The sequence below is a fragment of the Ruegeria sp. BA2 genome, from assembly GCF_056539605.1.
In genome coordinates, this window is record NZ_JBQFVE010000003.1 from 414,645 (window position 1) to 439,336 (window position 24,692).

Sequence of the window (24,692 nt, forward strand, 5' to 3'; positions counted from 1 at the left end):
GGGTCCGGAAGCGATTTGTCGTTTGACTATTCGGCAAGCCAAATACGAGCGGGTATTCCAATATATATATCTGCATCAACTCCGGTCGTTCGTGAACGCCAAAAATAATTGAAGTTTGGGCTGGATCATCAGCAAAGAGGACGGATACACCGGAAGATCGCTCGTCATCGGAGTTACATAGCGCGCTAGACTCAGAACCCATGGCCTTTACTCGATGATCTGAAGAATCGAGACCTTTGGTTTGCGTAAGTACAAGCTGGACGCTTGCAAGGATAAGATCAGAGACACACGCCTTGGGTCACTCACTTCAAATAGTTTTGAATGAACTCCGGCGATTGTTCAATGTAGTCACTCCTGATAGCGTCTGCCGCAGTTTTGAGGACCGCCGCATCTGCCCCTGAGATTTCTGTGTATGTCGTGCCGACCGCGCGCATTTGCTCCTCGAATGCAACTCTTTCATCTTCAAGTTGCAACCAACGCGCGGCTAAGGTGTTTGACACTTCTTCAATCACGATTTGTCTGTCGCGTTCACCGAGCGAAGCGAGCCAGTCATCGTTTAATACGGCACCGTAAAACCCGACGCGCATGTCAAGATCAACCAATACATATTCCCCATCGGTTGGGCCAATCAGGTTCCATCCGGCGAAAGACGTTAAGACGACATCTACCCTCTTGTCTCCTAGGATCTTTGGCAACTCAGGCGCTGGAAAGTTGACGCCTTTCGCTCCAATCGCTTCCAGGTAATCCGTCAGCATTGGCGACCCTGGTACGCGGACGATCTTTCCCGGCAGCTGGTCAACACTGGTCAGAGGGTTCTTACTCACAAACAGAGTGTATCCGGCCGGGGCTAGACCCAAAATGTCCAGGCCCACATTGTGAAGCCGGTTTGAAAGGTCGTCTACTAGCGCCGCGTGGCCTTTTGCATCGCGAATGGCAAACAAGTCGATGCTATACGGAAGCGTCAGCAGCATGAATTCGGGGGCAAAGCGTTCAAGACGCGCCACCGGAGGCCAGACCATCTGAACTTGATTGTTGACCAAGGCGTCCAGTGCGGTGTCTTCATTCGGAAACAAACCCGATTCTGCACTAAAGAACTCGGCTTTGATCCGCCCCTTGGTTCGGTCCCGAATCTGGGTCACCAAGGACGCCAGCAGTTTAGATTTCGGATGCGTGGACGGCGTATCCGAATACACACTCATACTTACTTGCGAAAGCGCCGCCACAGGAAGAAACATCATACAAGCAAAAGCTGTAGCTACCGATAGCATTCTCATAACAACACTCTCCTGTATGGATACTTTGGTGCCAGTCCTCTCTATCCTAGGTTTCAAGCGGCGCCTTGTAAAATCACGCCAATCGCAAACCACGCAAATCTCGCGATCAATACGAATACAGTTAGAAACGCCGGCAGACGTAAGAAATGGGCAAGCTTTGTCGCGCTGAGAAGAAGCTTCACGGCGACGGGGTGCATCGAGCTATCGAGGCTTCCTAAAGCAGTGTATGACAGCGTAATGGCTCTCTATCATCCTTCGCTGCCTCTGCTCTCTGGTGTTTTACCAGAAGAAGATGGCCACTCTGTGTTTTGGCAAACATTCGGTAACGAAAATGCGCCAGCTATTGTGCTGCTGCACGGAGGGCCCGGCGGTGGGACGCGTCCGCAAATGGTTCAGTTGTTCGATCCGGAACGTTGGCACATTGTGACAATTGACCAAAGAGGGGCGGGGCGCTCCAAGCCGCACGCGGGCGACAGCGTGGATGGCCTCACGGCGAATACGACAAAACACCTGATCCATGATCTTGAACGATTACGCGCAAGTTTGGGGCTGGCGAACTGGTACATTTATGGTTCTTCATGGGGTACCACGCTTGCCGTGGCCTACGCGCTGGAACATCTGGACCGGGTGAACGGTTTAATCCTTGCGGCGGTGGCAATGACATCCAGCGAAGACCTCGACTTTCTCTATTTTGGAGCCCGTCGGTTTTTGCCCGAGGCACATGAACAGTTCCATGCTTTAGTACCCGAAGCTCACGACGGGATTGAAATTGCAGCCGGTTACAACGATCTTCTGATTGGTGAGGACGCAAGCTTGAGGTCCGCTGCCGCGCTCGCGTGGTGCACATGGGAAGCCGCCGTAGTAAGCTTGGACCCCCGCGTAGAGCCCAATTTATCTTACGATGACGAACGCTTTCGGCTTGGTTTCGCAAGGGTCGTCACCCACTACTTTCGCAACCTTGCCTGGCTCGACACGCCATTATTAGAGCAAGTCTCCAAACTCGCTGATCTAAAGACATATCTTATCCACAGCCGGCTCGATCTCTCGGCTCCTTTGTGGACACCTTGGCGTCTGCATAGGGCCCTGCCTCGATCAGAACTCGTTATTGTGCCGGGTGGATTGCACGGAACCCTTTATGGCCCCCTTGCCGATGCCATCATCGCCGCAGCGAACAAAGCACTGCAGTCGCAATAACCTGTCTTTAGCTGACGACAGATTTCAACTCTCAGCACGGACGAATTACCCTGAGGGCGTTTTTTCCGGTTTCTCGGTCAGCGACAGGGCAAGATAGACAGAAATAGCATTAAGCCCGGCCAGAACGATCAATGGAAACAGGACGCTTTGGATTTGCGCCACCAGTCCAAGCACCGCAGCGAAAATGATCCCGCCTATACCTGCCACCGCGTCTGCGAGCGCGACCATATATGGGCGATTAGTGTCAGAGGACATCGAAAGCAGATACAAATACCGTCCTTCAGTTTCCCCACCGATTCCAAAGGACAGAAAAAAGATCGTTGTGGCATAAACCCAGGGGTTGCTGGCCAGGCCGAACAGGTCGAATCCAATCGCCATAAGCGCCGAAAGGCAAGCGATCATAGACGCGCCAGCGATTGTGTAGCGGATCGACTTGCGAACAACCCGGCGCCACAAGATCGCGCCAAGTGCGCGTCCAGCACTTGTTGCCGTAACGAAGATACTCAGGATGTGCGGAGTAGACAGGTGAAATGTAGCCGCATGAATTGTGTAGAATGGCGTCGCCAGTTCGACTGACAAAAAGAAAAGTCGCGCGACGAGGAAGCGGCGGAACCAGGCAAATTGGAGCGCCAGGGACCAACCCCGCGAAACCTGATTGAAAAAGGTCTCTTTCTCCTCGGAAGCCTCCGGATTGCTAACCTCTTCGGGCGATTTCGTTAGTACAAGTCGAAACATGCAAAAGCACGAAACCAAAAGTGCCAGCACACCCAACCAAAGCAAAACACGATGTCGCTCGAACGGAGTTTCTCCTGTCATCAGCGCTCGTGTGGCCCAAACGAGGACTATCGCTATGATGCAACTTAGTGCCAGTTGCGTGAAGATGATCTGCCCTCGTTCTTCGTCTTCGAGTTCCGACCCGTAGATGTGGTTACTGCCCAAGGCCCAGATTCCGTAGCAACAGCCAACTACCAAGGCGACCAGCACAAACAGCACCATGACGACCCCATTGGGAAGTGCCGCACCCGACAACGCCAAAACGACTAGGACCAAAGCAATGACAAGGTTGGGAAGGATCATCGCCTTTTTGGAGCGTTCCCCCACGCGCACATACGGAGACATCACGGCTTCAGCAACAATACGAGCACCCTTTACACATGGAAGAAGCAGCCCCGCGAGAAATTGGGGAGCCCCAAGCGCCAGATACAAAAATGGAAGCACAATGCTCGGGCTGGCGAGAATATCGGACAAGGAATCCGCAATGCCACCCCAAAGTAGGTACGCGCGGTTCTTTTTCCCCGTTGAACCCGCTGGCTTGTCTGAGCCACTCATCGCGCTGAACTTTTTGCCATAGATTGTGCCTCGACCCGCTGGCTTGCATTGCCGATCTTGATATCATCATACACGTAGTTTTTGCGAACTTACCCAATGGAAGGAGGATCAACCAACATGAGTGTTGCAGACCTGTTTGACACCGCCATTGCCCGCCTCGAAGCGCAGGACAAAAAAGCTTTCAATCCAAAGTTTGGCGTTGGTGCATACCGTCACGAGGGCGCGAGCTGCTTGTTTGGCGGTATGATCGAAGATGAATTCTACGAACCCACAATGGATGCGCATCACGACGAGTTGGGCAACGTCGTTGCGCAATCGCCTGCGCACAAAGCACCGGTGCTGAAAGCGATCCAGTCTTCTACCGGTGTAAATCTGCTTGATCGTCTGACCGTTGAGGATATCCAAACCATTCATGAAATACACGAAGTGGAGTGGCGACCAGGGCATTCCTTCAGGGACCTCCTGCCATCCAGGATTTCAGCCAAGATATGGTCCACGGCCTCCAGCAAATAAAATTCGTTGATTCATTGTATCCTGTTCGACGTAAATCTGGTTAATTGCAAATTTCGCTCGCGCAGCGAACGGCAGGAAAGAGGGCTGCGGTCGCAGTATCCAGGTGCTCAGCTGAGTGACCGCTTTGGGCCGTCATCATCGGAGCCTGGCGGTGCAAGTTTTGAGATGCCGCGCTTGCTACAAGGTCGGCATAGAGCCCATTGTTGACGTTCCTAAGGTAAGTTTCCTCGGTCATGCAGGGCGATGAGAACGCACTCACTGCGTGAACCCACACATCACAAGTGTGGTCAAAATCGGAAGCTAGCTTTAAACACTCGCTGCAAAATCTGTATGACCGCTAGACAATCTGATTGCCCAGAACACATTCGCCAATTGGCGCAAGTATCAAGCTCCGCGCATTCGAAGGCTATGGATGAGCTTGCGATCTTCCTTTGAATAATGCTTGCAAAGGTGCTCCGTTTGGATCGCACTGATTTTGTCGCTATGCAAAAATCCTTGCGAAACAAGTGTTAGAGTGGTCAGACTTACATAGTCACAAAGAGGAAAAGCCGTACCGAGACCGGTTAAATCAGAAGATGCCACAATTAAGCGTGGCCGCCCTCACAGGTGACATGACAGTTCCCGGCTCAAAGCCGGAAGCTGGATAGTTATGGGAGGAAAGACTTTGAAGAAATTGACCAACACACTTGCTGGCTCACTGATCGCATTCGCCGCTTCCATGGGTGCTGCGCAAGCCGACAAGCTGACATTCTACTGTTCGGCGCAGGAAGACTGGTGCCAGCTTATGGCGCGCAGCTTCGAGGACGCCACCGGCATTGACGTGAACATGACTCGCAAATCCTCTGGCGAGACCTTTGCGCAAATCCGTGCGGAAAGCTCAAACCCAAAAGGAGATGTCTGGTGGGGCGGCACGGGTGACCCGCACCTTCAAGCGGCCGAAGAAGGTTTAACTATGGAATATGTCTCGCCCATGCGTGACCAGTTGCATGACTGGGCAATTTCACAGGCCGAAAGTGCTGGCAACAAGACCATCGGTATCTATTCGGGTGCGTTGGGCTATGGCTACAACTCTGACCTCCTGGCGGCCAACAACCTGCCTGAACCCGCTTGCTGGAAGGACCTGCTCAAGCCGGAATATAAAGGGCACGTTCAGATGGCGAACCCGAATTCGTCCGGAACTGCCTACACGACGCTGGCGTCGATGGTGCAGATCTTTGGCGAGGACGAGGGCTTTGAGTTCATGAAAGGCCTTCACGCCAACATAAATCAGTACACCAAATCTGGTTCGGCGCCCATCAAGGCCGCGGGTCGTGGCGAGAACACGATCGGCATTGTCTTCATGCATGACGCCGTCAAGCAGGCGGTGTCAGGCTTCCCTGTAAAGGTTGTCGCCCCGTGCGAAGGCACTGGTTACGAGATCGGTTCGATGTCGATCATTGAAGGCGCTCGCAACGAAGAAGAAGCCAAAAAGTTCTACGACTGGGCGCTGAGTGCCGAAGCCCAGAACCTCGCACTTGAAGTCAATGCCTTCCAGGTCCCGTCCAACAAGGGTGCGCAAACATCTGAAAGCGCCCCGGATATGAGCCAGATCAAGCTGATCGACTACGACTTCAAAAAATACGGCTCCTCTGATGAGCGTAAGCGTCTGCTGCAAAAGTGGGACGAAGACGTTTCGGTGCTGCCGCAGTAAGTGACTGACAAAGCGAAAACCAGGACCCACCCGGTATTGATCTTCTGGATCATTGTCGGTTGGGCCGGCTACGTCCTGCTGCCATGGTACATGGTTGAGGATGGCCTTTGGTCATTTGAATGGCTCTTTAACGGCTATCCGTTTGACGAAGATTTTGCGCCCGCACTATTTCTGATCGGGCGGGGTGAAAAGCTCTGGCTTGCACCCTTGCTGATCCCGCTGGCATTGCCAATTCTGGTGCTGGGGAAACCTAAATCTGATCCGATCTACGCTAAGATCCTGATTCTTGCCGGTGCACTGGGCTTTGGCTGGCTGATTGCGCAAGGCTTCGGGATCGGCATTCGCGGCTTCAACTTCGACTGGCTCAAGGCCCTCTTTGGTGAGCCGAAAATCCGACAGTTCGGCATGGGGTATGGAGCGATGCTCTGTGCGTCGGCTTTCCTGTTCCTGCTCACGCAGGGCATCGCGGCGCGCGGTGCAGTCAACGGCGATGTGTTTGTCGTCAGCGCCATCGGCGGCGTCATTACAATCGTCACCGCCTTCGTGTTCTTTCCAATTGCCAACATGCTGTTTTCGGCCTTTTTGACCGAAGACGGCGCCTATTCGGTATCTGTTTTTGCCTCAAAATTTTTTGATTACCGTCTCTGGGGATTGGGGTGTTTTTGGGGTGCTAAATGCGGCGCCGCGTGGAACTCCCTCTTTTTGGCCATTCTCGTCGGCCTGATCACCACGGTTCTGGGACTTTGTTTTGCACTTGTGGTCACCAGGTCAGGGTTTCGGTTCAAGCGTGGGATGCGCGCGCTGACGGTTTTGCCAATCATCACGCCCCCCTTCGTAATCGGGCTGGCCTTGATCCTACTCTTCGGTTTATCCGGGTCGGTCACAGTCTTTTTCGCTGATCTTTTTGGCGTGCAACCGTCGCGGTGGCTCTATGGAATGCCGGGTGTCCTGATCGCCCAGACGCTGGCCTTCACCCCCATCGCATTTCTGGTGCTGATTGGTGTTGTCGAAGGCGTGTCGCCGTCGATGGAGGAAGCCGCCCAAACGCTGCGCGCCAATAGGTGGCAAACCTTCCGAACGGTGTCGCTGCCCCTGATGAGGCCCGGTCTGGCGAATGCCTTTCTGCTAGGCTTCATCGAAAGCATGGCCGACTTCGGCAACCCGCTTGTTCTAGGCGGTAATTTTGACGTTCTGTCGACCGAGATTTTCTTTGCCATCGTCGGCGCGCAATATGATCAGGGTCGGGCCGCCGTGCTGGCCATGGTACTGCTCTTCTTCACGCTGTCTGCCTTTTACGCGCAGCGCGCCTGGCTCGGTAAGAAAAGCTACACCACCGTTTCCGGCAAGGGGGACGCTGGCGTGCATCCGCTGATGCCCAATGGGCTGGCAATACCCGTGTTGGCCATCGCGTCCATCTGGGCGCTGTTTACAGCGGTTGTGTACGGCATGATCATTTACGGCAGCGTCGTTGAGCTTTGGGGCGTCAACAACACGCTCACCTTCAAACACTATGTCACCGCCTTCTCAGTGCGCTTTGAAGAGGAAGGCATCCGCTGGACGGGTGCCGCATGGGACAGTTTCTGGACCACCATCAGCATTGCGGCCATAGCGGCTCCGCTGACGGCAGCTGTAGGACTGGTGACCGCCTACTTGCTCACGCGCCAAAATTTCGCCGGAAAGAACGCCTTCGAATTCGGAACGATGCTGTCCTTCGCCATTCCCGGTACCGTCATCGGGGTCAGCTACATCCTGGCTTTCAACGTTCCCCCGATCGAAATCACAGGCACTGGTGTGATCCTCGTGATCAGCTTCATTTTCCGCAACATGCCCGTCGGCGTGCGTGCGGGCATTGCATCCATGTCGCAACTGGACAGTTCGCTTGATGAATCCTCGCTGACGCTGGGTGCAAACTCGTGGCAGACGTTCCGACGCGTGATCCTGCCCCTGCTTAAGCCCGCCATCCTAGCGGCACTCGTCTACAGTTTTGTCCGCGCGATGACCGCGATCTCGGCAGTCATTTTTCTGGTATCGGCCGAATACGACATGGCGACCAGCTACATCATCGGGCGCGTCGAGAACAATGACTACGGCCTTGCCATCGCCTATTCCACCACGCTGATCTTCGTGATGCTGGCAGCTGTAGGGCTTTTGCAATTCACCGTGGGCCGCGTGCAGATCGGACGGCGCACCCAGATCGGAGCGGAACGAACGACATGACGGATACCAACATTGCTAGTAAAGCCGCGCCGGTTCGGTTCGAAGGAGTGTCAAAAGTATTTGGCAAAGATGTCGTGGCCGTCGACAACATCGACCTGCATGTGGAAGCAGGTAAACTGGTGACGCTGCTGGGGCCATCGGGCTGCGGCAAAACAACGACGCTGCGCATGATTGCCGGTCTGGAGATGGCCAGCTCGGGCCGGATAGTGATTGGCGATCGCGACGTGACCAAGCTGCCCGCGACCGATCGCGATGTGTCTATGGTATTTCAGTCTTACGCCCTGTTCCCACATATGAGCGTGCTAGAAAACGTGATGTACGGTTTGACATTCTCCGGCTTTGATAAGAGCGAGGCTAGATCGCGCGCGCTCAAAGGGTTGGAACTGGTGGGCCTCAAGGGCTTCGACAACCGTTTGCCTAGCGAACTGTCAGGAGGCCAGCAACAACGTGTTGCAGTCGCCCGCGCGCTGGTGCTGGAACCGCAGGTGCTGCTCTTTGACGAACCCCTGTCGAACCTCGATGCCAAACTGCGTCGACAGGTGCGCGAAGACATTCGCTCCATTCAGCGGGACCTCGGACTGACGGTTGTCTATGTAACCCACGATCAGGAGGAAGCGCTTGCCGTGTCGGACGAGATCGTCGTCATGCGTAACGCCGCCATCGCCCAGATCGGCACACCACGGCAACTCTATGACGCACCAATCGACCGCTTCGTGGCCGACTTCATCGGTGAAGCAAACCTGATCGAGTGCAAAATCGTCGAAGTCGATGGCGATCAGGCGACAATCGACATCGAAGGACACCGCCACAGCTTGCCCTCTCGCGATTTGCCCGTGGGTCCGGCAACGCTGGCGGTGCGTCCGTCCCGCATCCTGATCGGATACGAAACCGGTATCCCGGCAAAAGTCTCCAAGGCTACCTATGTCGGCGTGCGCATGGAATACACGCTGACCGGCGCATTCGGACAGGTGTTTGCCGTGCAGGACGACGTGGATGACCCGTTGCAACCGGGCGCTGACGTCAAAATGGCCTTTGCAGACCGGGGACCGGTTTTGCTGCCGAAGGGCTAACATTGCCGAAACTCGTTATCATTTCGCACCCGGAAGTGGTCGTGAACCCAGAGATCGCAATCACCAAATGGGAACTGAGTGAGGTGGGCCGCACCCGGGCCGAAGCATTTGCAAATGCGCCGATCATGGCCTCGGTCAGCGCCATCTGGTCCAGCACCGAACGCAAGGCAGAACAGACAGCTGCGATCCTGGCCAAACCGCACGGCCTTGAGGTGAAGTTAAACCCGGCGCTGGGCGAAAATGACCGCAGTGCCACCGGTTTCCTGCCACCGCACCAGTTCGAAGCCGCCGCCGATGCATTCTTCGCTGCACCCGACGTGAGCTTTCGCGGCTGGGAAACCGCGACAGATGCTCAGGCCCGGATTGTCGGGGCAGTCACGTCAATCATGGACGCGCACGATGGTGGTGATCTTGCCATCGTAACCCACGGCGCGGTTGGGACGCTGCTATGGTGTCATCTCTCCGGAGTGCGGATTGATCGCCAGCACGACCAGCCTGGGCAGGGGCATTTCTGGAGCGCTGATTTGGACACGCTGTGCTGTAGCCCCGGCTGGTGGGCTATCGCCTGACGAAAATCAGACGTGCCATGCCTTCTCGCAAATTGCTTTGAGATCATCAAAGATCTTTGGCGTACCGGCAATGACGCGGCCACCATCGCGGATCATTTCATTGGCGTCCTGTTCTTCGACGACACCACCGGCCTCTGCGATCAACAGCTGACCGGCAAGACAGTCCCACGCGTTCATATGCTCTTCGACGTACCCCAACAGCCGGCCTGCCGCGACATAGGCAAGCGACAGCGCGCCGCTTGCATTGCGATGATACATGGCCCCGCGTTCGATGATGGCAGAAATGATTGGGATCACCTTTGCCGCTTCGATGCGGTTCGAATATCCGACCGAGACGGTCCCGCTTGCCATATCGACGCCTGATGCGACCTGCATTGGCTGCCCGTTGAGCGTTGCTCCCGCCCCCCGCATGGCGGCAAAGGTCTCAGCCACGTTCGGCTCGTGAATGACACCGATTTGTGTTTGTCCCTCTGAAACAACCGCCAGAACGATCGTCCACGCCGGAATGCCGTTTACGAAGTTCGTGGTGCCGTCGATTGGGTCGATCACCCAGTCAAACCCGCTGGACCCTAATTTCGCAGCGTGTTCCTCTCCGAAGATTCCATCATCGGGATAGGCCTCGGATATTTTTTCGCGAACATACGTCTCGACATTCCGGTCGGCTTCGCTAACCCAATCCTGAGCACCCTTTGCATCCACCACCAGAGTGTCTCTATTGCCAAAATATCTTATAGCCAACGCGCCTGCTTCTTCAGCCACTTTGGTGGCGAACAAACTTCGATCAGAGATGCTTTGCACTCGATCCTCCTGCCGTTAAAATCTGTTTCTGATTATGAACAATAGGCGGTGCCGGGGGTCAGCACCACCAAGCAAGATTAAAACCCGTTTCGTCGATTTCTTCAGATACAAATTACGACAACGAAATGAAGTCCCAAACTAATGGTGGACAGCGGACCTATGACTGCTTCGTCCGCGATCTGTTAATTCGCAACCTCTCGGGTTTTTGCAGTGGCAGAGAAAGTCCGGTCTGACGGGCCGCACCGCAGCGGTCGATCTTGGCGACGAACGGCAGCTCTGGGCCGTGGTCGTGAAACATTTCAATCTACGAGACCGGAGCGACACCAAAGCTCTCAGATTAGGCCAGGACAAAGTAGGCGAACGCCGCCCTACCCAAACCAGCTTGAAATTCGTTCGCTTTGCTGCTTCGCCGCCAATAATTGTATCTATAAAAATTTCGGCGTGGTTTAACAAAGAAGTTGCGTGCCTCAAATAACCCTTATCGAGTGTTTGCGTTACCGCCAAATTATCTTACAATGGTGTCAGATAAGGAGGGCGATTATGCTTGAAGCCGCGTTGGATCGGGAGATCGTTGTCAGATCGTTAAAGGTTGCACTTATTGTTGGTTCGGCGTTAAACCTAATCAATCAAGGCGATGCAATCTTCGGACAACAACAAGTCAATGCTTTCAAATGCTTGTTGACGTATACCGTTCCTTACTGTGTCGCTACTTACGGTGCGGTTTCTGCATTGCAAGCAAGACAACGAACCTCCAAGCAAGAGCCACAATGACAGGAAAATGATTCATGAAATCTGACAATCTTGCGAAATCCTATAAAATCGGAGAGCTTGCCAATCTGTCGGGCCTTAGCGTGCGTACAATTCGTGGTTATGAAGAAATGGGGATTATTTCGTCGATCCGCTCAGATGGCGGTACAAGGTATTATTCGAACACTGGCCTGACGATTGCGAAACTGGCGCATCGCATGCGCAACCTCAACATACCGGTGACCACTATTCAAGAGATTGCCACCAGGCGTCGAGATTTCGATACAGGTGATCTATCCAGTGCAGCAATGACGGAGATCCTGGAACGCCTTTCGGATGAACTGCGCGGGCAAGCGGCTCAGATGCTCGAACTGGAGGATGAGGTCATGCGAACGTTGCGTCTAATTCGCGGCTGCCACGGTTGTCGTAACTTGCCCTCCGCAAAGACCTGCCCGGATTGCCCGATGGAAACCAGTGAGAATAAGACCGACCTGTCCCAAATGATCTGGCAGGATAGCTGAGATCAAACCCGGAATAACTTGCCCATCAGCGGCCAACGCAGCTCGAACACGCTATCCAAGTGTTCTAGGGCGGTGTCCTCTGGCTCCGGTATTTCCACTCCTGCGCGAATGGCAGATTGCAGCCCGGACCAAGTTGCAACAATGCCTTCGAACTGGTCCAGAGTTACGTCGAGGCTCCTGTAGGTCGTTGGCAGGGTCAACGACTGACCTGGCATCGAAAGACTTGGATAGCCGGCCAGGGTATCTGCACGCGACGGTTCCCAATAGTGCTCGATAGCCTCAAAGATTGAGGCATACGCCGTTTTGACGGGGCTTGGGATCTCGATTTCTCCCCAGCACAGCGCGGCAAATACGCCGCCTGGTCGAAGAATGCGCAGCGCACTCTCAAGGTGTTTCTTACTATCAAAATGATGAAAGGCTTGAACAGAAATCACAAGATCGACAGAGTTCGAACTAAGAGGTAATCTGTTTGCACTTCCTGTCAGCTTCTTCACATTTGATACACAATCCCCAAGCACGGGATTGATGTCTAAGGCGATTGCGTTGTCAAAATTCCTTGCCAAAAAGTTTGCGGTGCCGGTTGTGCCTGCACCGCAATCGATGCAGAGCATTTTATGTTCCGGCAACCCGGATATCCAGGATAGAGCGTCCGAGGGGGTCATTGGGTTGCCGGACCGTGTCACATCTTCAAAAGACCAGCCAATTTCTCGGCCTCACCTGCGTGCATGTGGTGCGACAAATCGGGGTTGGGGAATTGGCCCGAATGCGCGCGCTCAAAATACGTCGAATACGCTGTGCGCATTTCCCCCATCACATCGCCAAACACTTCACGTTTTGGTGGAATTGGGAAGACCGAACAGCCGATGATATCGCTGGATACATGAAAGATACCGTGCGCATGCGGACCAGAGCCAAGACTGGCCACAGCGACAGGAAGGTTTTCATAGCACCATTTCGTCAATTCAACAGAGGTGTGCTCGAACAAGGCGGCAAATATCCCGGCGTCGATAGAGGCTTTTACTAGCTCCAGGATACTAGCGGCCTCTTCTGCTGTGCGACCGGCGGGAGCATGGCCTGAGTTCATTACGGCGCGCTCCCCCTGTACACCAAAATGACCAACAACGGGAATACCGGCTGCGACGATGGCGCGTATGTGTTCAACAGTGCCCAATGACGGTTCAATATGAACTCCATCTGCACCTAGTTTAACGACCCGCGCTGCATTGCGCACAGATTCTTCGATCGAAATACACGCCGTTGTGTTGGGCATATTGCAGATAATGAAAGGTGAAGACGCACCGCGGAGAACCCCTTCCAACATATAGAGCTGTTCTTCAAAATCTACCGTGGCCATAGATTTGTGACCCATCAGACCCATTGGCCCAGGGCTGCCACAGCACAGAAGATCCATACCGAGCTCTTCCGCGATGATCGCGCTTGGTGTGTCATGACATTCCATCCCGACGATGCGTTCGCCTTTTGCAACTTTCTCAGCAAGGTGCTTGAGCCTTGTTTTCCTACGCTTTGTCACTGATTTCCTCCCTTGATTAGTGATGAGGAGAAAACTAGCGCGAGTTCTTGTCGAGTTCTGTCAACCAGTTGACAGTTGCCGAGGTCAAGCATAGGCAAAGCGATTTGACATCACACAAAAGATACAATATCTAACATAGATGTAAGATAGATGGAGTCCTGGGAGCGTTTGTTTTCTGAACATTTGAGCGTACCAGATGCGCTCGGCAGTTTGTCCAAGCACAAAGTTTCCATGTCTTGAAGGGGAGGTCAGGGCATTTGAAAATTCAGCGCGAAATTGAAAGCCTGTGCCAAGGATTATCGTGGCAAGAATGGGATGCTGTTCTCGCGTATGGCCGCCACGTGACGGTTTCAAGCAACTCTTGGCTTGAAAGCTTTGTTGAAGAAGGTGAAACAACTGCACTTTTCTTGAGTGGTTGTGTGGGTTTGCGTCCGCTGCGAGAGGACGTTGATAGCAACGAGCCCACTATCCCACGCTCAGCGCCCGTGGTTCTATCAATGCCTGATGACATGGAGTACGAAAGCGCGCACTGGGTACTGGTTCAGTCCACCGTTTGCTTGTTTACTTCGTTGAAGCTTCAAAGTGCGCTGGCAATATCTCCGAAGTTTGCGGCCAACTTAGTGAACGTGCTGCAAGAACAGACAAAGTATTCCTTGTTACGCACTACAAAAGACGAAAACGGTTTGCGTCGGTTGGGTGCTTCACTCTTGTCGAGATCAACCCCAACAGGCCAAGACAAAAGGAAAGTTGTCGCAACGCAATCTCAGTTGGCTGCTGAGACCGGTCTGTCTCGTCAGTGGGTGAATAAGCTTCTGAAAGAGCTTGAGGAAATGGGCATTGCCGAATGTGGCCGCGGTCACATCGTGCTTCACAGCCCATCGGGGCTGGAGGCGCTACCTTAGCGGCGCTGACCCGCTCAGAATGTGCAGCCTTGAACGTCAATGATAAAAGGGATCGGGAGTTAAGATGGTTAATATTGTCAGTTGGATATCCGGAAGTCGTAAACCGCAAATTCGGACCGCTGCCAATGGCGCGCTTGCGGACGTATTGTCAGATTTCTCGATCGAAGTGATGCCCCGAACTGCTGCCAAGATACCGGATTTTAAGACCATCTTGCCGAAGGGTACACGAATCTATGTCGCACATATCGCGGGCACACCTATCGAGGATATGGTTTCAACCGTGGCGCGGCTTTCATCTGATGGATTTACTGTGATGCCGCATATCCCGGCCAGATTGGTTGAGAACAAGAAGGCCTTTGAAGACTGGTTACAGCGTTATCGCGACGTTGGAGCTAAACAGGCGCTACTGCTGGCGGGCGGAATCTCAAGTCCAATCGGGGAGTATGACAGTTCGCTCGCACTTTTGGGCTCAGGTCTTTTAGACAAATATGGGTTTGAACGTCTGCATGTTGCCGGGCACCCAGAGGGCAATCGAGACATTGACCCAGACGGGTCAACCACGAATGTCATGAAGGCGTTGCTTGCCAAACAGGATTTTTCTAATCGAACAGATTGCGAAATGGCAATTGTCACGCAGTTTGCGTTTGAGATAGAGCCTATAATTGCGTGGGAGCAGCAACTTCGCGAAGCGGGCGTTACTCTTCCCATTCATGTTGGAATTGCAGGTCCAGCGAAGTTGCAATCAATGCTCAAATTCGCGGTGGCATGCGGCGTTGGTCCGTCTATCCGCGTTTTGCAGAGGCGGGCGAAAGACGTGACGAACTTGTTGCTGCCGTACGAACCCCTTGAAGTCCTGCACGGTCTGCAAGCCTATCAGGCCGCCCAAAATGATAGCCTGATCAGACAAGTTCATCTCTTCCCGCTAGGCGGAATCCAACGCTCTGTCGAGTTCGTTCACCAACATGCAAAGTCACCTTGTTTGACCGCAGTAAATAAGCGCTGAGCAGACACAATGTTTGATTTTGCATATAAACACGAGTCCATCTCTATATTGCTGCTGGATGGCTTCTCTACTTTGAGCTTAGGCTCAGTTGCTGAGCCACTTCATTTCTTTGCTGAACGATACCCCGACATTGCGCCAAGTATTGAATTGCTTAGTGCTGGTGGTGATGATGCGGTGTCCAGTGGTGGTGTGCGTGTAGAATGCGATCTACAACTCGCCGACTATTTGGAACAGCTCTCAATACCAAAAGGAAAACGGATTCTGGTGATCTGTGGTCCGACAGAGAAGGCTTCTTTGGACGCTGAGGCGTTGCTTCCTGTACTGCGAAAGGCACGGTTTAACCAAATTCCGGTATTTGGTATCGGCTCGGTTTGTTTGCTGATGGCTCATGCTGGGATGTTCGACGGTGAAAAATGCGCAGTGCATTGGAAATTGCTTGCATCTTTTGTCGAGAACAACTGGAACGCGGAAGGCGTGAACTCGCTATTTGTGAAGCGTAGTTCGCTTGGGAGTTGCGCAGGGGAAACCGCTGTTTTGGACTTGGTGATTAGTCTAATTGCAGACATTTCCAAGGAAGCAAGCGTTGCAGCGGCCAATCATTTCTTGATCAATGCGCCGAGATTTGGTGACGTTGAGCAGCCAGGTTCGCAAACGCGTCGTTTGCTTGGAGCGCCCAAATATTTGGCGCAAGCCGTCGAGACCATGGCAAGAAATATAGAAGAGACACTCAGCCTGAGTGAGATCGCACGCCAGAGTTGTGTGTCTTCGCGGCAAATGGAGCGGCTGTTCCGAAATCACTTGGGGACCTCGCCTGGAAACTATTATCGCGCGATTCGACTTGAACGCGCACTGGATCTGCTCACCAACACGACCATGAGCTTAGCTGAGATCGCATTGGCATCAGGGTTCTCAAACACTTCTTGCTTGAGCAAACATTTCAAAACCCGATACGGAGAAACTCCAGTGCAACGCAGAAAGCGAAAAACGGATAATGAATTTTCTTGGCCACTTGTCGTCGCCTAGCACACGGCGATGGGGCAGCAACTTTAGAATGTAGTGATGATTGGACATATCAAGCCCACTCCCCATTGGGCGACAATTGTTGGTTCTGCCGCAAGCTCTGTTCTTGGCTGTCAATCCGACTGCGATTTTGTTAACGCGAATTCGGATAGCTATGAATATCCGATTTGGGCTGCGAGCAGGCGTAGACCGCGGAAGGGCCATAGCTAAGTTTGTCTCGCAGACTGGGAGTTCGACCATCGCCGAATTTTGCGCTCGCGGCGAAAGTCCGGTTCGGTGAAGCTGCGCTGCAGCGCCTCACTAAGCCACGAAGGTCCGGAAAGGGCCGTTGGATGTTTCGTAGTAAACAGGGCAGGGGCTTGTGCTGCGTCTGCGACGAGGTCTGCCACGAGCCCAAAGTGTCGGATGCTGCGAAACGCACCGACGACAACTACCCCGCGTATAGAAGCCATTGCGGGGCCATCTGTCAGCCCTTGCTGAACTTTTGACACGAAGAGTTGTGCTGCGGATCAATGTTCCGAATTCGCCCTCCATGCGCGGCGCGGCGTTCCAATGGAACCAGTAGAAAACGAAAGATCAGAAGGCCAATCTACTCATCGTCAAGGATGTATATCACGCTTTGCACAACTTGATTGTAGTAAGATCGCCGGCCAATAGAAGCCATCCGCGATTTGTTGTTCCGCCAACCATTGTGCCTGGATCTGATAGGCCCGCCACTCCTGCGCTTGCTCGCAATACCAATGCTGGCTTTTCTGTCTGTGATGAACCATCTCGTGCAGCAGGACGCTAATGTCGCGCGGATTTTCCGGGGACCACGGCTCTACCAAGTAAATTATCTCACTCTCTGAGTCGTACAGTCCGCGAATTCGACCACTAGAACGATCTGCCACATCGTGCAGGAGTTCAGCTCGCTCGATGTTTACAAATTCGATCTGGGGTCGGCTCTCCGGCGCTTGGAATTCGGTTTTAGTGTCAAGCCACGTATTCAGCACGGAAATGAGCGTAGTTGTGGCGCCAGTTAAATTACTGCTTTCCGATGCCGTGGCTGCGCCGGTTAAATTGAATGCAATCGTCAAAATTGTCCCTATTTTCATCCTTAACGCTCCTGACCTGGATACCTAGTCGATACGCGGGGAGCGCTGGAATGATGCGAATTCTGTTGCCAACCCAGTGGTAGCCCCGCATGTTGAGGAGCGCACGGAGGCCGCTGAAATGTCCCGAGACAACGACGAAAAAGAAACGAAATCCGCCGAGGATTTCCATCTTGGAGAGTTCACGTTTTCCCTGCAGAACAAAGAGTTAAAAGACTCAAGTGGGAATGCTCTCCATCTGCGCAGCCAAAGCACAGACATCCTGATTTATCTGGCACGTCGCTCCGGCAAGCTAGTTTCCAAAGCGGATCTCATCGAGAATATCTGGCCCGACACCTTTGTGACGGATGACAGTCTGGTGCAGTGCATTGCCGATATCCGGCGTGCCCTAAATGATACGGATCACAAGATCGTGCAGACCGTACCCAAGAAAGGATACAAGCTTGATGCAGTCCCGATCCAGGAAGACGGGCAGAACAAATCTAAGGCTTCGAGTCCGACCCTCGGCCGTGATTTCGGATCGTCTTTGTCTCTGTTCTTGATCGTGTTGGCAGGTGTGGTCGGGATCGCCTATTTCACATTGGAAACGTCCACAGACTTCGAGCCGCTTGATCCGGCAACAGCACACTTGCCCTTACCCGATAAACCCTCGATCGCCGTTCTTGCATTTGGCGATCAGAGCCAGGGTGCAGACAAGGGATATCTGAGTGATGCCATCAGCGATGAGATCATCACTCGGCTTTCCCATTTTCCTGACCTCTTCGTCATCGCAAAGCAATCGAGCTTTTATTACCGGGACAAGTCGGCCACCGCGCGCGACATCGCTGCAGATCTTGGTGTTCGTTACATTGTTGAAGGCAGCCAACAGAAAGCCGGAGATGGTCTGCGGGTCACCGCGCAGTTGGTGGATGCGATAGCCGGGAACACGATCTGGGTAGAAACCTATGATCGCGATCTGGTGGAACTCTTTGAGTTGCAGAAAGATATCACCCGCTCCATCGCTGCAACTTTGGAGGAAAACATCAATCAGGCCGAATACAATCGCCTGTTGCGCCAACCTACAAATAGCCTGGAAGCTTACGAACTCGTCAATCGTGGGCGTGCTGAACGGTTGAAATTTACACCGGAGGGCAATGAACTGGCGTTACAGCTCTCGGAGAAGGCATTGGTGATCGACCCGAGTTACTCTGAGGCGTATTTCAGTTTGGCTTGGGTTCACATCAATTGCTTTCGCTGGGCGTGGTGTGGAGAACGGCCACAAGAGATGGCTCTGGATCAGGCTTTTTGGTCCGCCCGGAAGGCAATCGCGTTGGACCCGGACAGTTCGCTCGCATATTGGGTTTTGGCAAATGCAACCATGCAGAGCGGTAATCTTGAGCAAGCTACCATTGAATATGAGCGGTCTATTTTACTTAATCCCAATTCGGCCGGTGTCTTAGCCGACTCCACTGAGGCGTTGGTCTATATGGGCCGCATGGAGGAAGGCGTCACCCGTATTCAGACAGCAATTCGTTTGAACCCCCATCATCCAGACTGGTATCTATGGACATTGGCCTGGGCGCTTTACTTTTCTGGAGAATATGAAGCTGGGTTAGAGGCCATACAAAGTATGGCGAATATGCCCAATCTGGCACGTCGCACAAATGCAGCTTTGCTGGTTCGGCTTGGCCGTGTTGACGAAGCTCGGAAGGTGATAGCGAGGTTACTCGAAGATGCGCCCGACTACACAATCGAATTGCAGCGACATAGTCTCGCGGGGAAGTTCCACGATCCAGGCGCCGCCGACCAGTTCCTGAATGATCTACGCGTGGCGGGGCTACCGGACTAATACTCAAATTGCATGGTATCCTAGTCGCAGATCGCAGCCAACTTTGGAGCAATCAGCAACCAAGTTCATCTGTTCGCTCTTGGCGTTTGTCTCATCAGTCGCGAAGAGCCCGAACCTACCAAGTTGTTGCATCGTAGCGAACGTCGTCTACGAAGTGCCCCCCGCCACAACAGTGGCGGAGGGCATTGCCGTTTAAAGCGCTTTGCGGAAGATCACCTTGTCGTCGCCATCGGCCCAAAAGTCGCGGATACGTGCTTCTTCTTCATAGCCATTTTGAGCGTAGAACTTGCGCGTCAAGGCAAAGTCGTCCGTGCCGGACGTGTCTACAATCAAGATGCGTTGCCCTTTGTCCTTTAGGTGCTGCTCGGCCGCATGAACCAGTGCCGCCCCCAGCCGTTTGCCTTGCAAATCAGGGCGCACCGCGAGGGCGAGCATGTTCCACGTCCCATCGGCGAGTTCCTCGCGCACTGTGTAGCACAGGCCCACAGCTTCTCCGTCGCTATGGCAGGTCAGCCAAAAGGCTTCTGTTTCGCCTGCCAATGACGGGGCCAGCATGTCTGGGAGCATTTCGCTCGGGAAAAGCTTGGTCCCATCCAGCACTGCCTGAAGTCCTGCAATGTCGTCGGTTGAAGCCGCTTTAATGATTGGGTCTGTCATTTTCTGTTTATCCTTATCGGTTGTCGTACTGAGGGTTCACGGAGCGAATGCCGAGCCTTGTGGCGCGGTAAGGTCGTCCGTTTTCAGATTTGATTAACCGCCGTTTCTTCAGGCGGTCAAAGAGCTTCAGCGAGCAATCAGCCAATACGTGGCCGTCGCGGGAGAAGCATGAGACTTCGCGCACTTTGCCGTTCGCCATACGCTCAAAATGGATGGCTCCACCTTGCGCCAGAACGTGCAAAACACGCTGTTCGTGTTTTGAGATATTCAACGGATTGTCTCTTGAGTTTATGTCAGCAAAAAAGGCTTCCGGCATCTCGCGCGGAAGTCTTCTGGTTCAAGTTGGTCCAATCAGGTGGACCTTAGCGGCGGGCCGCAATCGTAGACATAAATTCTCCATCGCCCTGCGTTCGTGCAGCACGTGAAAATGAGCTAGTACGACAAGTACCATTTTGCAAGCGGACATTCGGAAAACCAAAGTCAATGGCAGCAATGTTCGCACACTGTGAGTTCGCTGTCGGTTCGATTTTGCACTTGCAGCGAAAGTCCGGAATGACGGGCCGCATCGCAGCGGTGGCGAGGTAAGGCGAATGGCCGGTAACGGGCCGTCCTCATCAGGGTAATGGTTTTGCAGGCAAACGATGCGGCATCGCATCCAAAGTCCGCAACGAGCCCTATCGACGTGGTGCTTCACCTTGCGCTGATGTCTACCATCCCGCAATAATCAGACCGGGTAGCCATTTCATAAACGATTGTGAGGGTTCATGAAGCGGCGTAGTATGATGGTCGGCAGCGGGGCACTCGGAATGGTGGGATTGCTCGGGATGGATAGGGCGTCGGCCAATTCCGGTTTCTACGTGCCGCCGGAAGAAGATTCTCATGAGCGAACCTTCATGCAATGGCCCGTAAACCGCAGGGTTTATCCTGATCCTGTCTTCCTCGATATGGCTCAGCAAACGATTGCCGATATCGCGAATGCAATCAGTGAGTTCGAGCCGGTAACGATGCTCTGTGCGGCTGAGGGACATGCAAGGACGCAGGCAAAGCTTTCTGAGAAAGTGGATTTGTGGGACATCCCCACCGAAGATCTGTGGTGCCGCGACGCAGGACCGATCTTTGTGGTAGACGGCGCTGGCGGTCTTGCCATCAGCCATGTCCAGTTCAATGGCTGGGGGGAAAAACAAGTGAATGCCCGCGATAGCCTGATTGCCGAGCGTGTTGCCGAACGTCTGGGGCTGCAGCTTTTGCCCACCGGATTACGCGGAGAAGCCGGTGGCGTAGAGCAGGATGGGCATGGTCTGTTGATTGCACACGAAAGCAGCTGGGTGAACGACAATCGAAATCCCGGCCTGAGCCGCGACGAGATCGAACGCCGGTTGCTGACCGCCTACGGCGCGGACCGGATGATCTGGTCGCCTGGTGTCCGTGGCGAGGACATCACCGATTATCACATCGACAGTCTTGCGCGGTTTACTGGTCCGGGACGTGTACTGATCAATTTGCCGGATGACCCCGATCTGGAAGACCCGTTCCATTTCGCTGCCGTTGAGACACATGATGCGCTTGTTGCAAGCGGTTTGGACGTAGAGCTAATTCCTGAGCCGGTGATCCGTCGGGTGAACAGCATCGATTTCGTAGCCTCCTATGCAAACTACTATGCCTGCAATGGGGCGGTGATTGCTGCTGAATTTGGAGACAGAGAAACCGACGAGATCGCGCGAGAAGCTCTTGCGCGGCGCTATCCCAGTCGGGAGATCGTAACACTGAATATTGACCCATTGGGCGAGATGGGTGGCGGTATCCATTGCGCCACCCAGCAGATGCCTGCCGTATGAACTGGTTTTCGCGAAACGCGTGCATCATCGAGGCCGCAGCAACGCTTTGCCCCGGTCGCAACAAGGTCGGCACCGAACCTAAAGTGCTCGATACTACACATTGCACCAATGCGGGATTTAGATTGAGCGCAACAATTAGGGCGGGCCTGCGCCCGCCCGATGCGTTAAAGTAGCGTACCGGCCTATCCAAGCGTTTTCATGTTTTTCAGGCCCAGTTCGTAGGTTTTGCCAAGCATCCGATCCATGAACAGGCCGAAGATGCGGAATACGGGATTGAAGCCCATATCGGATGTGACAGTCCAGGTAACCTTCGACCCGTTAGCACTCGGCTCGGCTTTGATCTGCTGAACTGGTTTGCCCATGGCACCCAGGTCAATCAAATGGGTGACGCTGCTGTCTGTGACCGCTATGATCGTCTGGGTGCCTTTGCCTTCTTTCCCTTCAAAGCGGAATCCAGATCCGACACCGGCCTCAGGGCCGAAAGGTGTGATCTTGAGGTTTGGATCAGTGGTGCAATAGGGGTTGAACGTCTGGAAGCCCTTGGTTGAGGCAACTCGGTCAATGATGTCGGCCGGAGAAAGAGGCACTTCGGCATTTCGGGTGACGATGACCTTGCGCGGCGAGAGTAAAGCAACCAGTGCGATTGCAGCGATGATGGCGAGAGCTGTGTAAAGAATTGTCATGGTATCTGTCCTTCTGTCTGGTTGGCTGAGAGCGGGGATTTTGTGCCTTCTGCCAACACGACGGATGAACGGGCCGCCAATCGACATCTCACAACAATTTTTTTCGCAAATCGGTCTTTTTCTTTTCCAGCCACCGGCGCGAGGGCAGATCAGTGCAAAGCAAGATGGCCCGGGTATAGGTTTCCGCCGCCTCTGCATAACGCTCAAGCTGTGCAAGACATTGGGCACGCACAGCCAAGGCAGGCTGATAGGTGTCGATGTTTGGAAAGTCGATTAATTTCAGCATCTGCAGGCCTTGGGCGGGTCCGGCGTCTTCGGCCACCACAGCCGCGCGACTGACCGCCGCCCCAATCGTCGGATTCATCTGAACGAGCCCCGTGTAAAGCTGCGACAACGCGCGCCAGTCTGTACGACCCGTCACCGCGCGCGCGGCATGAACAGATTGGATTGCGGCTTCCAGTTGAAAGCGGCCGATTTGGCCCTTGGTAGACGCGCGCGCCATAAGCGCCGTAGATCGTTCGACAAGTGCAGCGTCCCAAAGCTCGGTGTCTTGTTCAGGGACGGGCACCAGAACGCCGAGCTGCACCCGGGCATCACGACGCGCTTCAACAAAGCCGATGAGGGCGGACAGGCCCAAGGCTTCGGGGTTTTGAGGCGCAAGGTCTGCAAGAATGGTCGCCAGGAAGAACGCCTCGTGGGAAAGATCTCCGGATCCTTCCAACCAATCAACCGCATAGGCTCCGTATACAGCTTCAAGCACTGCGCCCATGCGTTCCGGATAGGATTCGGCGTCTGGCAGAACAAACGGGATACCGGCTGATTTGATTTTCTTCTTCGCCCGGACCAGTCGCTGCGCCATGGCTGTTGGGGAAACCAGAAAAGCCTTGGCGATCTCCTCAGCCTCCAGACCCAGCACTGTTTGCAGCATCAGCGGTGTGCGGATGCCTGCATCAATGGCCGGATGAGCACACACAAAAAGCAGCTTCAGCCGTTCGTCTAGATTGTCGTCATTTTCGATTGCTAGTGCGTCTTCCATCTCGGGAACCTCATCCGTGATGACCAGACGGGCATCTTTACGCGCCTGATCGGTGCGTCTGTTTTTGGCCACTGTCAGCAGCCAGGCTTCGGGCCGTTCGGGGATGCCACGTTCTGGCCAGGTCTTGAGAGCGGCCACAAAGGCATCCGACAAGGCATCTTCTGCGGCGATGATGTCACCAGACCGACTGGCCAGCATCGCGATCAATTTGCCATAAGCGGCGCGGGCGACATCCTCGGCCCGCGCCTGTGCATCGTGATGGGTCAATAGTCGCCCATGGCCGATGCGCGGATCTCAATCTTGCCATGCTTGGCCGCCGGGCATTTCTCGGCCCAGGCCAGTGCCGCATCAAGGTCAGGCACATCAATTGCGAAGAACCCGCCAAGCGTTTCCTTCGTCTCTGCAAACGGCCCATCTTGCACGCGCTTTTCACCATCTTTCAGCGTGATAGTTGTCGCGGTGCCAGCCGGGTGTAGCCAATCGGTGTCGACAAACACGCCAGCCTCTTGCAGCGCACCGATATAAGCGCCGTAGACTTCTTTTTCCTTGGCCCAGTCTTCGGGTGTCATGTCGGCAAAGTCAGCCGGGTTGGAGTAAAGCAAAAATGTATAACGCATTGGGTTGGTTCCATTAGTTTGATAGTTGAGATTAAGCGGTAGCTTGGCGCAGGTTTTCAAGGCCAAGCTCGAAAGTTGGACCCATCATGCCGTCCATGAAGAGGCCCAGGATGCGAAGCACGGGGTTAAAGCCCATATCTGCATCGACGCGCCAGACCACCTTGGTTCCATCGTCAGCGGGCACGGCGCTGATCGATTGCGTGGGTTGGCCCAAAGGGCCGAGATCGACGGCGTAGGTTACTTGTTCCGCGGTCACGTTAGAAACGGTCTGAGTGCCTGTGCCGTCCTTGCTGTCGAAGTGACAGCCTGATCCGACGCCCGTTGCAGGGCCAAAGAGATCGATCCGCAAATCTGGGTCAATGCTCATATAGGGGTTGAAGGTCTGTGCCTTCATTCGACGCGGCAAGAGCAAGGATGGCTTCGGGTGCGGCCCCCAACGTGGCCGCGCGTTCTACGCTTACGTGGCGGGGCCGGGCCATTGTCGCGACGGATAAGGCTGCCAGGCCACCGATCGCATAAGTTGCAATTTTCTTTAAGTTCATCGTTCTGTCTCCTCGTTAGAGCAAG

26 protein-coding genes are annotated in these 24,692 nt (G+C 54.0%); 13 read left to right on the forward strand and 13 right to left on the reverse strand.

The annotated features are described in order from the left end of the window. Positions 1 to 302: 302 nt before the first annotated feature. Complete coding sequence (locus ACR0NN_RS09560; RefSeq protein WP_170660735.1) at positions 303 to 1,274, reverse strand: TRAP transporter substrate-binding protein DctP; 972 nt, start codon at positions 1,272 to 1,274, stop codon at positions 303 to 305. 237 nt (positions 1,275 to 1,511) lie between these two features. Between ACR0NN_RS09560 and pip the strand changes: the two genes are divergently transcribed. Next, a complete protein-coding gene (gene pip, locus ACR0NN_RS09565; protein ID WP_480684496.1) occupies positions 1,512 to 2,468 on the forward strand; it encodes a prolyl aminopeptidase in 957 nt (318 codons plus the stop codon). Positions 2,469 to 2,513: 45 nt separating this feature from the next. Here the strand turns inward: pip and ACR0NN_RS09570 are convergent, their stop codons facing one another. After that, on the reverse strand, positions 2,514 to 3,587 hold the full coding sequence (locus ACR0NN_RS09570) for an MFS transporter (RefSeq protein WP_170660737.1): 1,074 nt from the start codon (positions 3,585 to 3,587) through the stop codon (positions 2,514 to 2,516). Between the two features lie 327 nt (positions 3,588 to 3,914). On the opposite strand from ACR0NN_RS09570, the gene ACR0NN_RS09575 reads away from it, so the two are divergent. From ACR0NN_RS09575 to ACR0NN_RS09595, 5 genes are all read left to right on the forward strand, one after another. Next, positions 3,915 to 4,310, forward strand: coding sequence for a hypothetical protein (locus ACR0NN_RS09575; protein WP_170660738.1), 396 nt, complete (start codon positions 3,915 to 3,917; stop codon positions 4,308 to 4,310). Positions 4,311 to 4,959: 649 nt separating this feature from the next. After that, positions 4,960 to 6,000: an ABC transporter substrate-binding protein gene (locus ACR0NN_RS09580; RefSeq protein ID WP_371415275.1), complete on the forward strand. Its 1,041-nt coding sequence runs from the start codon at positions 4,960 to 4,962 to the stop codon at positions 5,998 to 6,000. After that, positions 6,001 to 8,217, forward strand: a complete 2,217-nt coding sequence (locus tag ACR0NN_RS09585) for an ABC transporter permease (RefSeq protein ID WP_170720333.1) — start codon at positions 6,001 to 6,003, stop codon at positions 8,215 to 8,217. Continuing rightward, complete coding sequence (locus ACR0NN_RS09590; protein WP_170687264.1) at positions 8,214 to 9,287, forward strand: ABC transporter ATP-binding protein; 1,074 nt, start codon at positions 8,214 to 8,216, stop codon at positions 9,285 to 9,287. Before ACR0NN_RS09585 ends, ACR0NN_RS09590 begins: the two co-directional genes overlap by 4 nt. 2 nt (positions 9,288 to 9,289) lie before the next feature. Continuing rightward, positions 9,290 to 9,856: a histidine phosphatase family protein gene (locus ACR0NN_RS09595; protein WP_170637220.1), complete on the forward strand. Its 567-nt coding sequence runs from the start codon at positions 9,290 to 9,292 to the stop codon at positions 9,854 to 9,856. A gap of 6 nt (positions 9,857 to 9,862) precedes the next feature. On the opposite strand, the gene ACR0NN_RS09600 is transcribed toward ACR0NN_RS09595, so the two are convergent. Further along, positions 9,863 to 10,654 (reverse strand): inositol monophosphatase family protein, encoded by a 792-nt coding sequence (locus ACR0NN_RS09600; protein ID WP_371808486.1) that lies wholly within the window; start codon positions 10,652 to 10,654, stop codon positions 9,863 to 9,865. A gap of 540 nt (positions 10,655 to 11,194) precedes the next feature. On the opposite strand from ACR0NN_RS09600, the gene nrtS reads away from it, so the two are divergent. Then, positions 11,195 to 11,425: a nitrate/nitrite transporter NrtS gene (gene nrtS / locus ACR0NN_RS09605; protein ID WP_170689453.1), complete on the forward strand. Its 231-nt coding sequence runs from the start codon at positions 11,195 to 11,197 to the stop codon at positions 11,423 to 11,425. Between the two features lie 14 nt (positions 11,426 to 11,439). Beyond that, a complete protein-coding gene (locus ACR0NN_RS09610; protein ID WP_170689454.1) occupies positions 11,440 to 11,922 on the forward strand; it encodes a MerR family transcriptional regulator in 483 nt (160 codons plus the stop codon). A gap of 2 nt (positions 11,923 to 11,924) precedes the next feature. Here the strand turns inward: ACR0NN_RS09610 and ACR0NN_RS09615 are convergent, their stop codons facing one another. Both ACR0NN_RS09615 and ACR0NN_RS09620 read right to left on the reverse strand, forming a co-directional pair. After that, the gene (locus ACR0NN_RS09615) at positions 11,925 to 12,584 is read right to left on the reverse strand and encodes a class I SAM-dependent methyltransferase (protein WP_480684499.1); all 660 of its coding nucleotides are present in this window, start codon (positions 12,582 to 12,584) and stop codon (positions 11,925 to 11,927) included. 17 nt (positions 12,585 to 12,601) lie between these two features. Then, the gene (locus ACR0NN_RS09620) at positions 12,602 to 13,453 is read right to left on the reverse strand and encodes a 3-methyl-2-oxobutanoate hydroxymethyltransferase (protein WP_170689456.1); all 852 of its coding nucleotides are present in this window, start codon (positions 13,451 to 13,453) and stop codon (positions 12,602 to 12,604) included. A gap of 257 nt (positions 13,454 to 13,710) precedes the next feature. Between ACR0NN_RS09620 and ACR0NN_RS09625 the strand changes: the two genes are divergently transcribed. From ACR0NN_RS09625 to ACR0NN_RS09635, 3 genes are all read left to right on the forward strand, one after another. Beyond that, positions 13,711 to 14,355, forward strand: a complete 645-nt coding sequence (locus ACR0NN_RS09625; RefSeq protein ID WP_170689457.1) for a helix-turn-helix domain-containing protein — start codon at positions 13,711 to 13,713, stop codon at positions 14,353 to 14,355. Between the two features lie 64 nt (positions 14,356 to 14,419). Continuing rightward, the gene (locus tag ACR0NN_RS09630; RefSeq protein WP_170689458.1) at positions 14,420 to 15,358 is read left to right on the forward strand and encodes a methylenetetrahydrofolate reductase; all 939 of its coding nucleotides are present in this window, start codon (positions 14,420 to 14,422) and stop codon (positions 15,356 to 15,358) included. 9 nt (positions 15,359 to 15,367) lie between these two features. Then, positions 15,368 to 16,381 (forward strand): helix-turn-helix domain-containing protein, encoded by a 1,014-nt coding sequence (locus tag ACR0NN_RS09635; RefSeq protein ID WP_170689459.1) that lies wholly within the window; start codon positions 15,368 to 15,370, stop codon positions 16,379 to 16,381. 596 nt (positions 16,382 to 16,977) lie between these two features. Here ACR0NN_RS09635 and ACR0NN_RS09640 read toward each other — a convergent pair. After that, positions 16,978 to 17,472, reverse strand: a complete 495-nt coding sequence (locus ACR0NN_RS09640; protein ID WP_170687588.1) for a DUF6647 family protein — start codon at positions 17,470 to 17,472, stop codon at positions 16,978 to 16,980. A gap of 118 nt (positions 17,473 to 17,590) precedes the next feature. On the opposite strand from ACR0NN_RS09640, the gene ACR0NN_RS09645 reads away from it, so the two are divergent. After that, positions 17,591 to 19,297 carry a winged helix-turn-helix domain-containing protein gene (locus ACR0NN_RS09645; RefSeq protein WP_170720358.1) on the forward strand — a complete coding sequence of 569 codons (1,707 nt, stop codon included), beginning with the start codon at positions 17,591 to 17,593 and terminating at the stop codon, positions 19,295 to 19,297. 192 nt (positions 19,298 to 19,489) lie between these two features. Here ACR0NN_RS09645 and ACR0NN_RS09650 read toward each other — a convergent pair whose 3' ends face one another. Further along, positions 19,490 to 19,954, reverse strand: a complete 465-nt coding sequence (locus ACR0NN_RS09650; RefSeq protein WP_480684502.1) for a GNAT family N-acetyltransferase — start codon at positions 19,952 to 19,954, stop codon at positions 19,490 to 19,492. 13 nt (positions 19,955 to 19,967) lie between these two features. After that, on the reverse strand, positions 19,968 to 20,270 hold the full coding sequence (locus ACR0NN_RS09655; protein WP_480684504.1) for a YjhX family toxin: 303 nt from the start codon (positions 20,268 to 20,270) through the stop codon (positions 19,968 to 19,970). Positions 20,271 to 20,718: 448 nt separating this feature from the next. On the opposite strand from ACR0NN_RS09655, the gene ACR0NN_RS09660 reads away from it, so the two are divergent. Continuing rightward, on the forward strand, positions 20,719 to 21,789 hold the full coding sequence (locus tag ACR0NN_RS09660; RefSeq protein ID WP_170720355.1) for an agmatine deiminase family protein: 1,071 nt from the start codon (positions 20,719 to 20,721) through the stop codon (positions 21,787 to 21,789). Between the two features lie 182 nt (positions 21,790 to 21,971). Here the strand turns inward: ACR0NN_RS09660 and ACR0NN_RS09665 are convergent, their stop codons facing one another. From ACR0NN_RS09665 to ACR0NN_RS09685, 5 genes are all read right to left on the reverse strand, one after another. Continuing rightward, positions 21,972 to 22,472 carry an SRPBCC family protein gene (locus ACR0NN_RS09665; protein WP_170720351.1) on the reverse strand — a complete coding sequence of 167 codons (501 nt, stop codon included), beginning with the start codon at positions 22,470 to 22,472 and terminating at the stop codon, positions 21,972 to 21,974. A gap of 88 nt (positions 22,473 to 22,560) precedes the next feature. Continuing rightward, positions 22,561 to 23,775, reverse strand: coding sequence for an RNA polymerase sigma factor (locus tag ACR0NN_RS09670; protein ID WP_480684505.1), 1,215 nt, complete (start codon positions 23,773 to 23,775; stop codon positions 22,561 to 22,563). Beyond that, entirely contained in the window at positions 23,772 to 24,125 is a 354-nt protein-coding gene (locus tag ACR0NN_RS09675) for a YciI family protein (RefSeq protein ID WP_170687591.1), read from the reverse strand. Before ACR0NN_RS09675 ends, ACR0NN_RS09670 begins: the two co-directional genes overlap by 4 nt. Before the next feature lie 31 nt (positions 24,126 to 24,156). Then, complete coding sequence (locus ACR0NN_RS09680; protein WP_480684507.1) at positions 24,157 to 24,519, reverse strand: SRPBCC family protein; 363 nt, start codon at positions 24,517 to 24,519, stop codon at positions 24,157 to 24,159. Then, on the reverse strand, positions 24,482 to 24,667 hold the full coding sequence (locus ACR0NN_RS09685) for a hypothetical protein (RefSeq protein ID WP_480684509.1): 186 nt from the start codon (positions 24,665 to 24,667) through the stop codon (positions 24,482 to 24,484). Before ACR0NN_RS09685 ends, ACR0NN_RS09680 begins: the two co-directional genes overlap by 38 nt. Positions 24,668 to 24,692 lie beyond the last annotated feature (25 nt).

Excerpts from the sequence above, each read along its gene's own strand:
- ACR0NN_RS09560 (WP_170660735.1), bottom strand. The coding sequence starts at position 1,274 with ATGAGAATGCTATCGGTAGCTACAGCTTTTGCTTGTATGATGTTTCTT.
- pip (WP_480684496.1), top strand. The coding sequence starts at position 1,512 with ATGGCTCTCTATCATCCTTCGCTGCCTCTGCTCTCTGGTGTTTTACCA.
- ACR0NN_RS09570 (WP_170660737.1), bottom strand. The coding sequence starts at position 3,587 with ATGTCTCCGTATGTGCGCGTGGGGGAACGCTCCAAAAAGGCGATGATC.
- ACR0NN_RS09575 (WP_170660738.1), top strand. The coding sequence starts at position 3,915 with ATGAGTGTTGCAGACCTGTTTGACACCGCCATTGCCCGCCTCGAAGCG.
- ACR0NN_RS09580 (WP_371415275.1), top strand. The coding sequence starts at position 4,960 with ATGGGAGGAAAGACTTTGAAGAAATTGACCAACACACTTGCTGGCTCA.
- ACR0NN_RS09590 (WP_170687264.1), top strand. The coding sequence starts at position 8,214 with ATGACGGATACCAACATTGCTAGTAAAGCCGCGCCGGTTCGGTTCGAA.
- nrtS (WP_170689453.1), top strand. The coding sequence starts at position 11,195 with ATGCTTGAAGCCGCGTTGGATCGGGAGATCGTTGTCAGATCGTTAAAG.
- ACR0NN_RS09610 (WP_170689454.1), top strand. The coding sequence starts at position 11,440 with ATGAAATCTGACAATCTTGCGAAATCCTATAAAATCGGAGAGCTTGCC.
- ACR0NN_RS09615 (WP_480684499.1), bottom strand. The coding sequence starts at position 12,584 with ATGACCCCCTCGGACGCTCTATCCTGGATATCCGGGTTGCCGGAACAT.
- ACR0NN_RS09630 (WP_170689458.1), top strand. The coding sequence starts at position 14,420 with ATGGTTAATATTGTCAGTTGGATATCCGGAAGTCGTAAACCGCAAATT.
- ACR0NN_RS09635 (WP_170689459.1), top strand. The coding sequence starts at position 15,368 with ATGTTTGATTTTGCATATAAACACGAGTCCATCTCTATATTGCTGCTG.
- ACR0NN_RS09640 (WP_170687588.1), bottom strand. The coding sequence starts at position 17,472 with ATGAAAATAGGGACAATTTTGACGATTGCATTCAATTTAACCGGCGCA.
- ACR0NN_RS09645 (WP_170720358.1), top strand. The coding sequence starts at position 17,591 with ATGTCCCGAGACAACGACGAAAAAGAAACGAAATCCGCCGAGGATTTC.
- ACR0NN_RS09650 (WP_480684502.1), bottom strand. The coding sequence starts at position 19,954 with ATGACAGACCCAATCATTAAAGCGGCTTCAACCGACGACATTGCAGGA.
- ACR0NN_RS09655 (WP_480684504.1), bottom strand. The coding sequence starts at position 20,270 with ATGCCGGAAGCCTTTTTTGCTGACATAAACTCAAGAGACAATCCGTTG.
- ACR0NN_RS09660 (WP_170720355.1), top strand. The coding sequence starts at position 20,719 with ATGAAGCGGCGTAGTATGATGGTCGGCAGCGGGGCACTCGGAATGGTG.
- ACR0NN_RS09665 (WP_170720351.1), bottom strand. The coding sequence starts at position 22,472 with ATGACAATTCTTTACACAGCTCTCGCCATCATCGCTGCAATCGCACTG.
- ACR0NN_RS09675 (WP_170687591.1), bottom strand. The coding sequence starts at position 24,125 with ATGCGTTATACATTTTTGCTTTACTCCAACCCGGCTGACTTTGCCGAC.
- ACR0NN_RS09680 (WP_480684507.1), bottom strand. The coding sequence starts at position 24,519 with ATGAAGGCACAGACCTTCAACCCCTATATGAGCATTGACCCAGATTTG.
- ACR0NN_RS09685 (WP_480684509.1), bottom strand. The coding sequence starts at position 24,667 with ATGAACTTAAAGAAAATTGCAACTTATGCGATCGGTGGCCTGGCAGCC.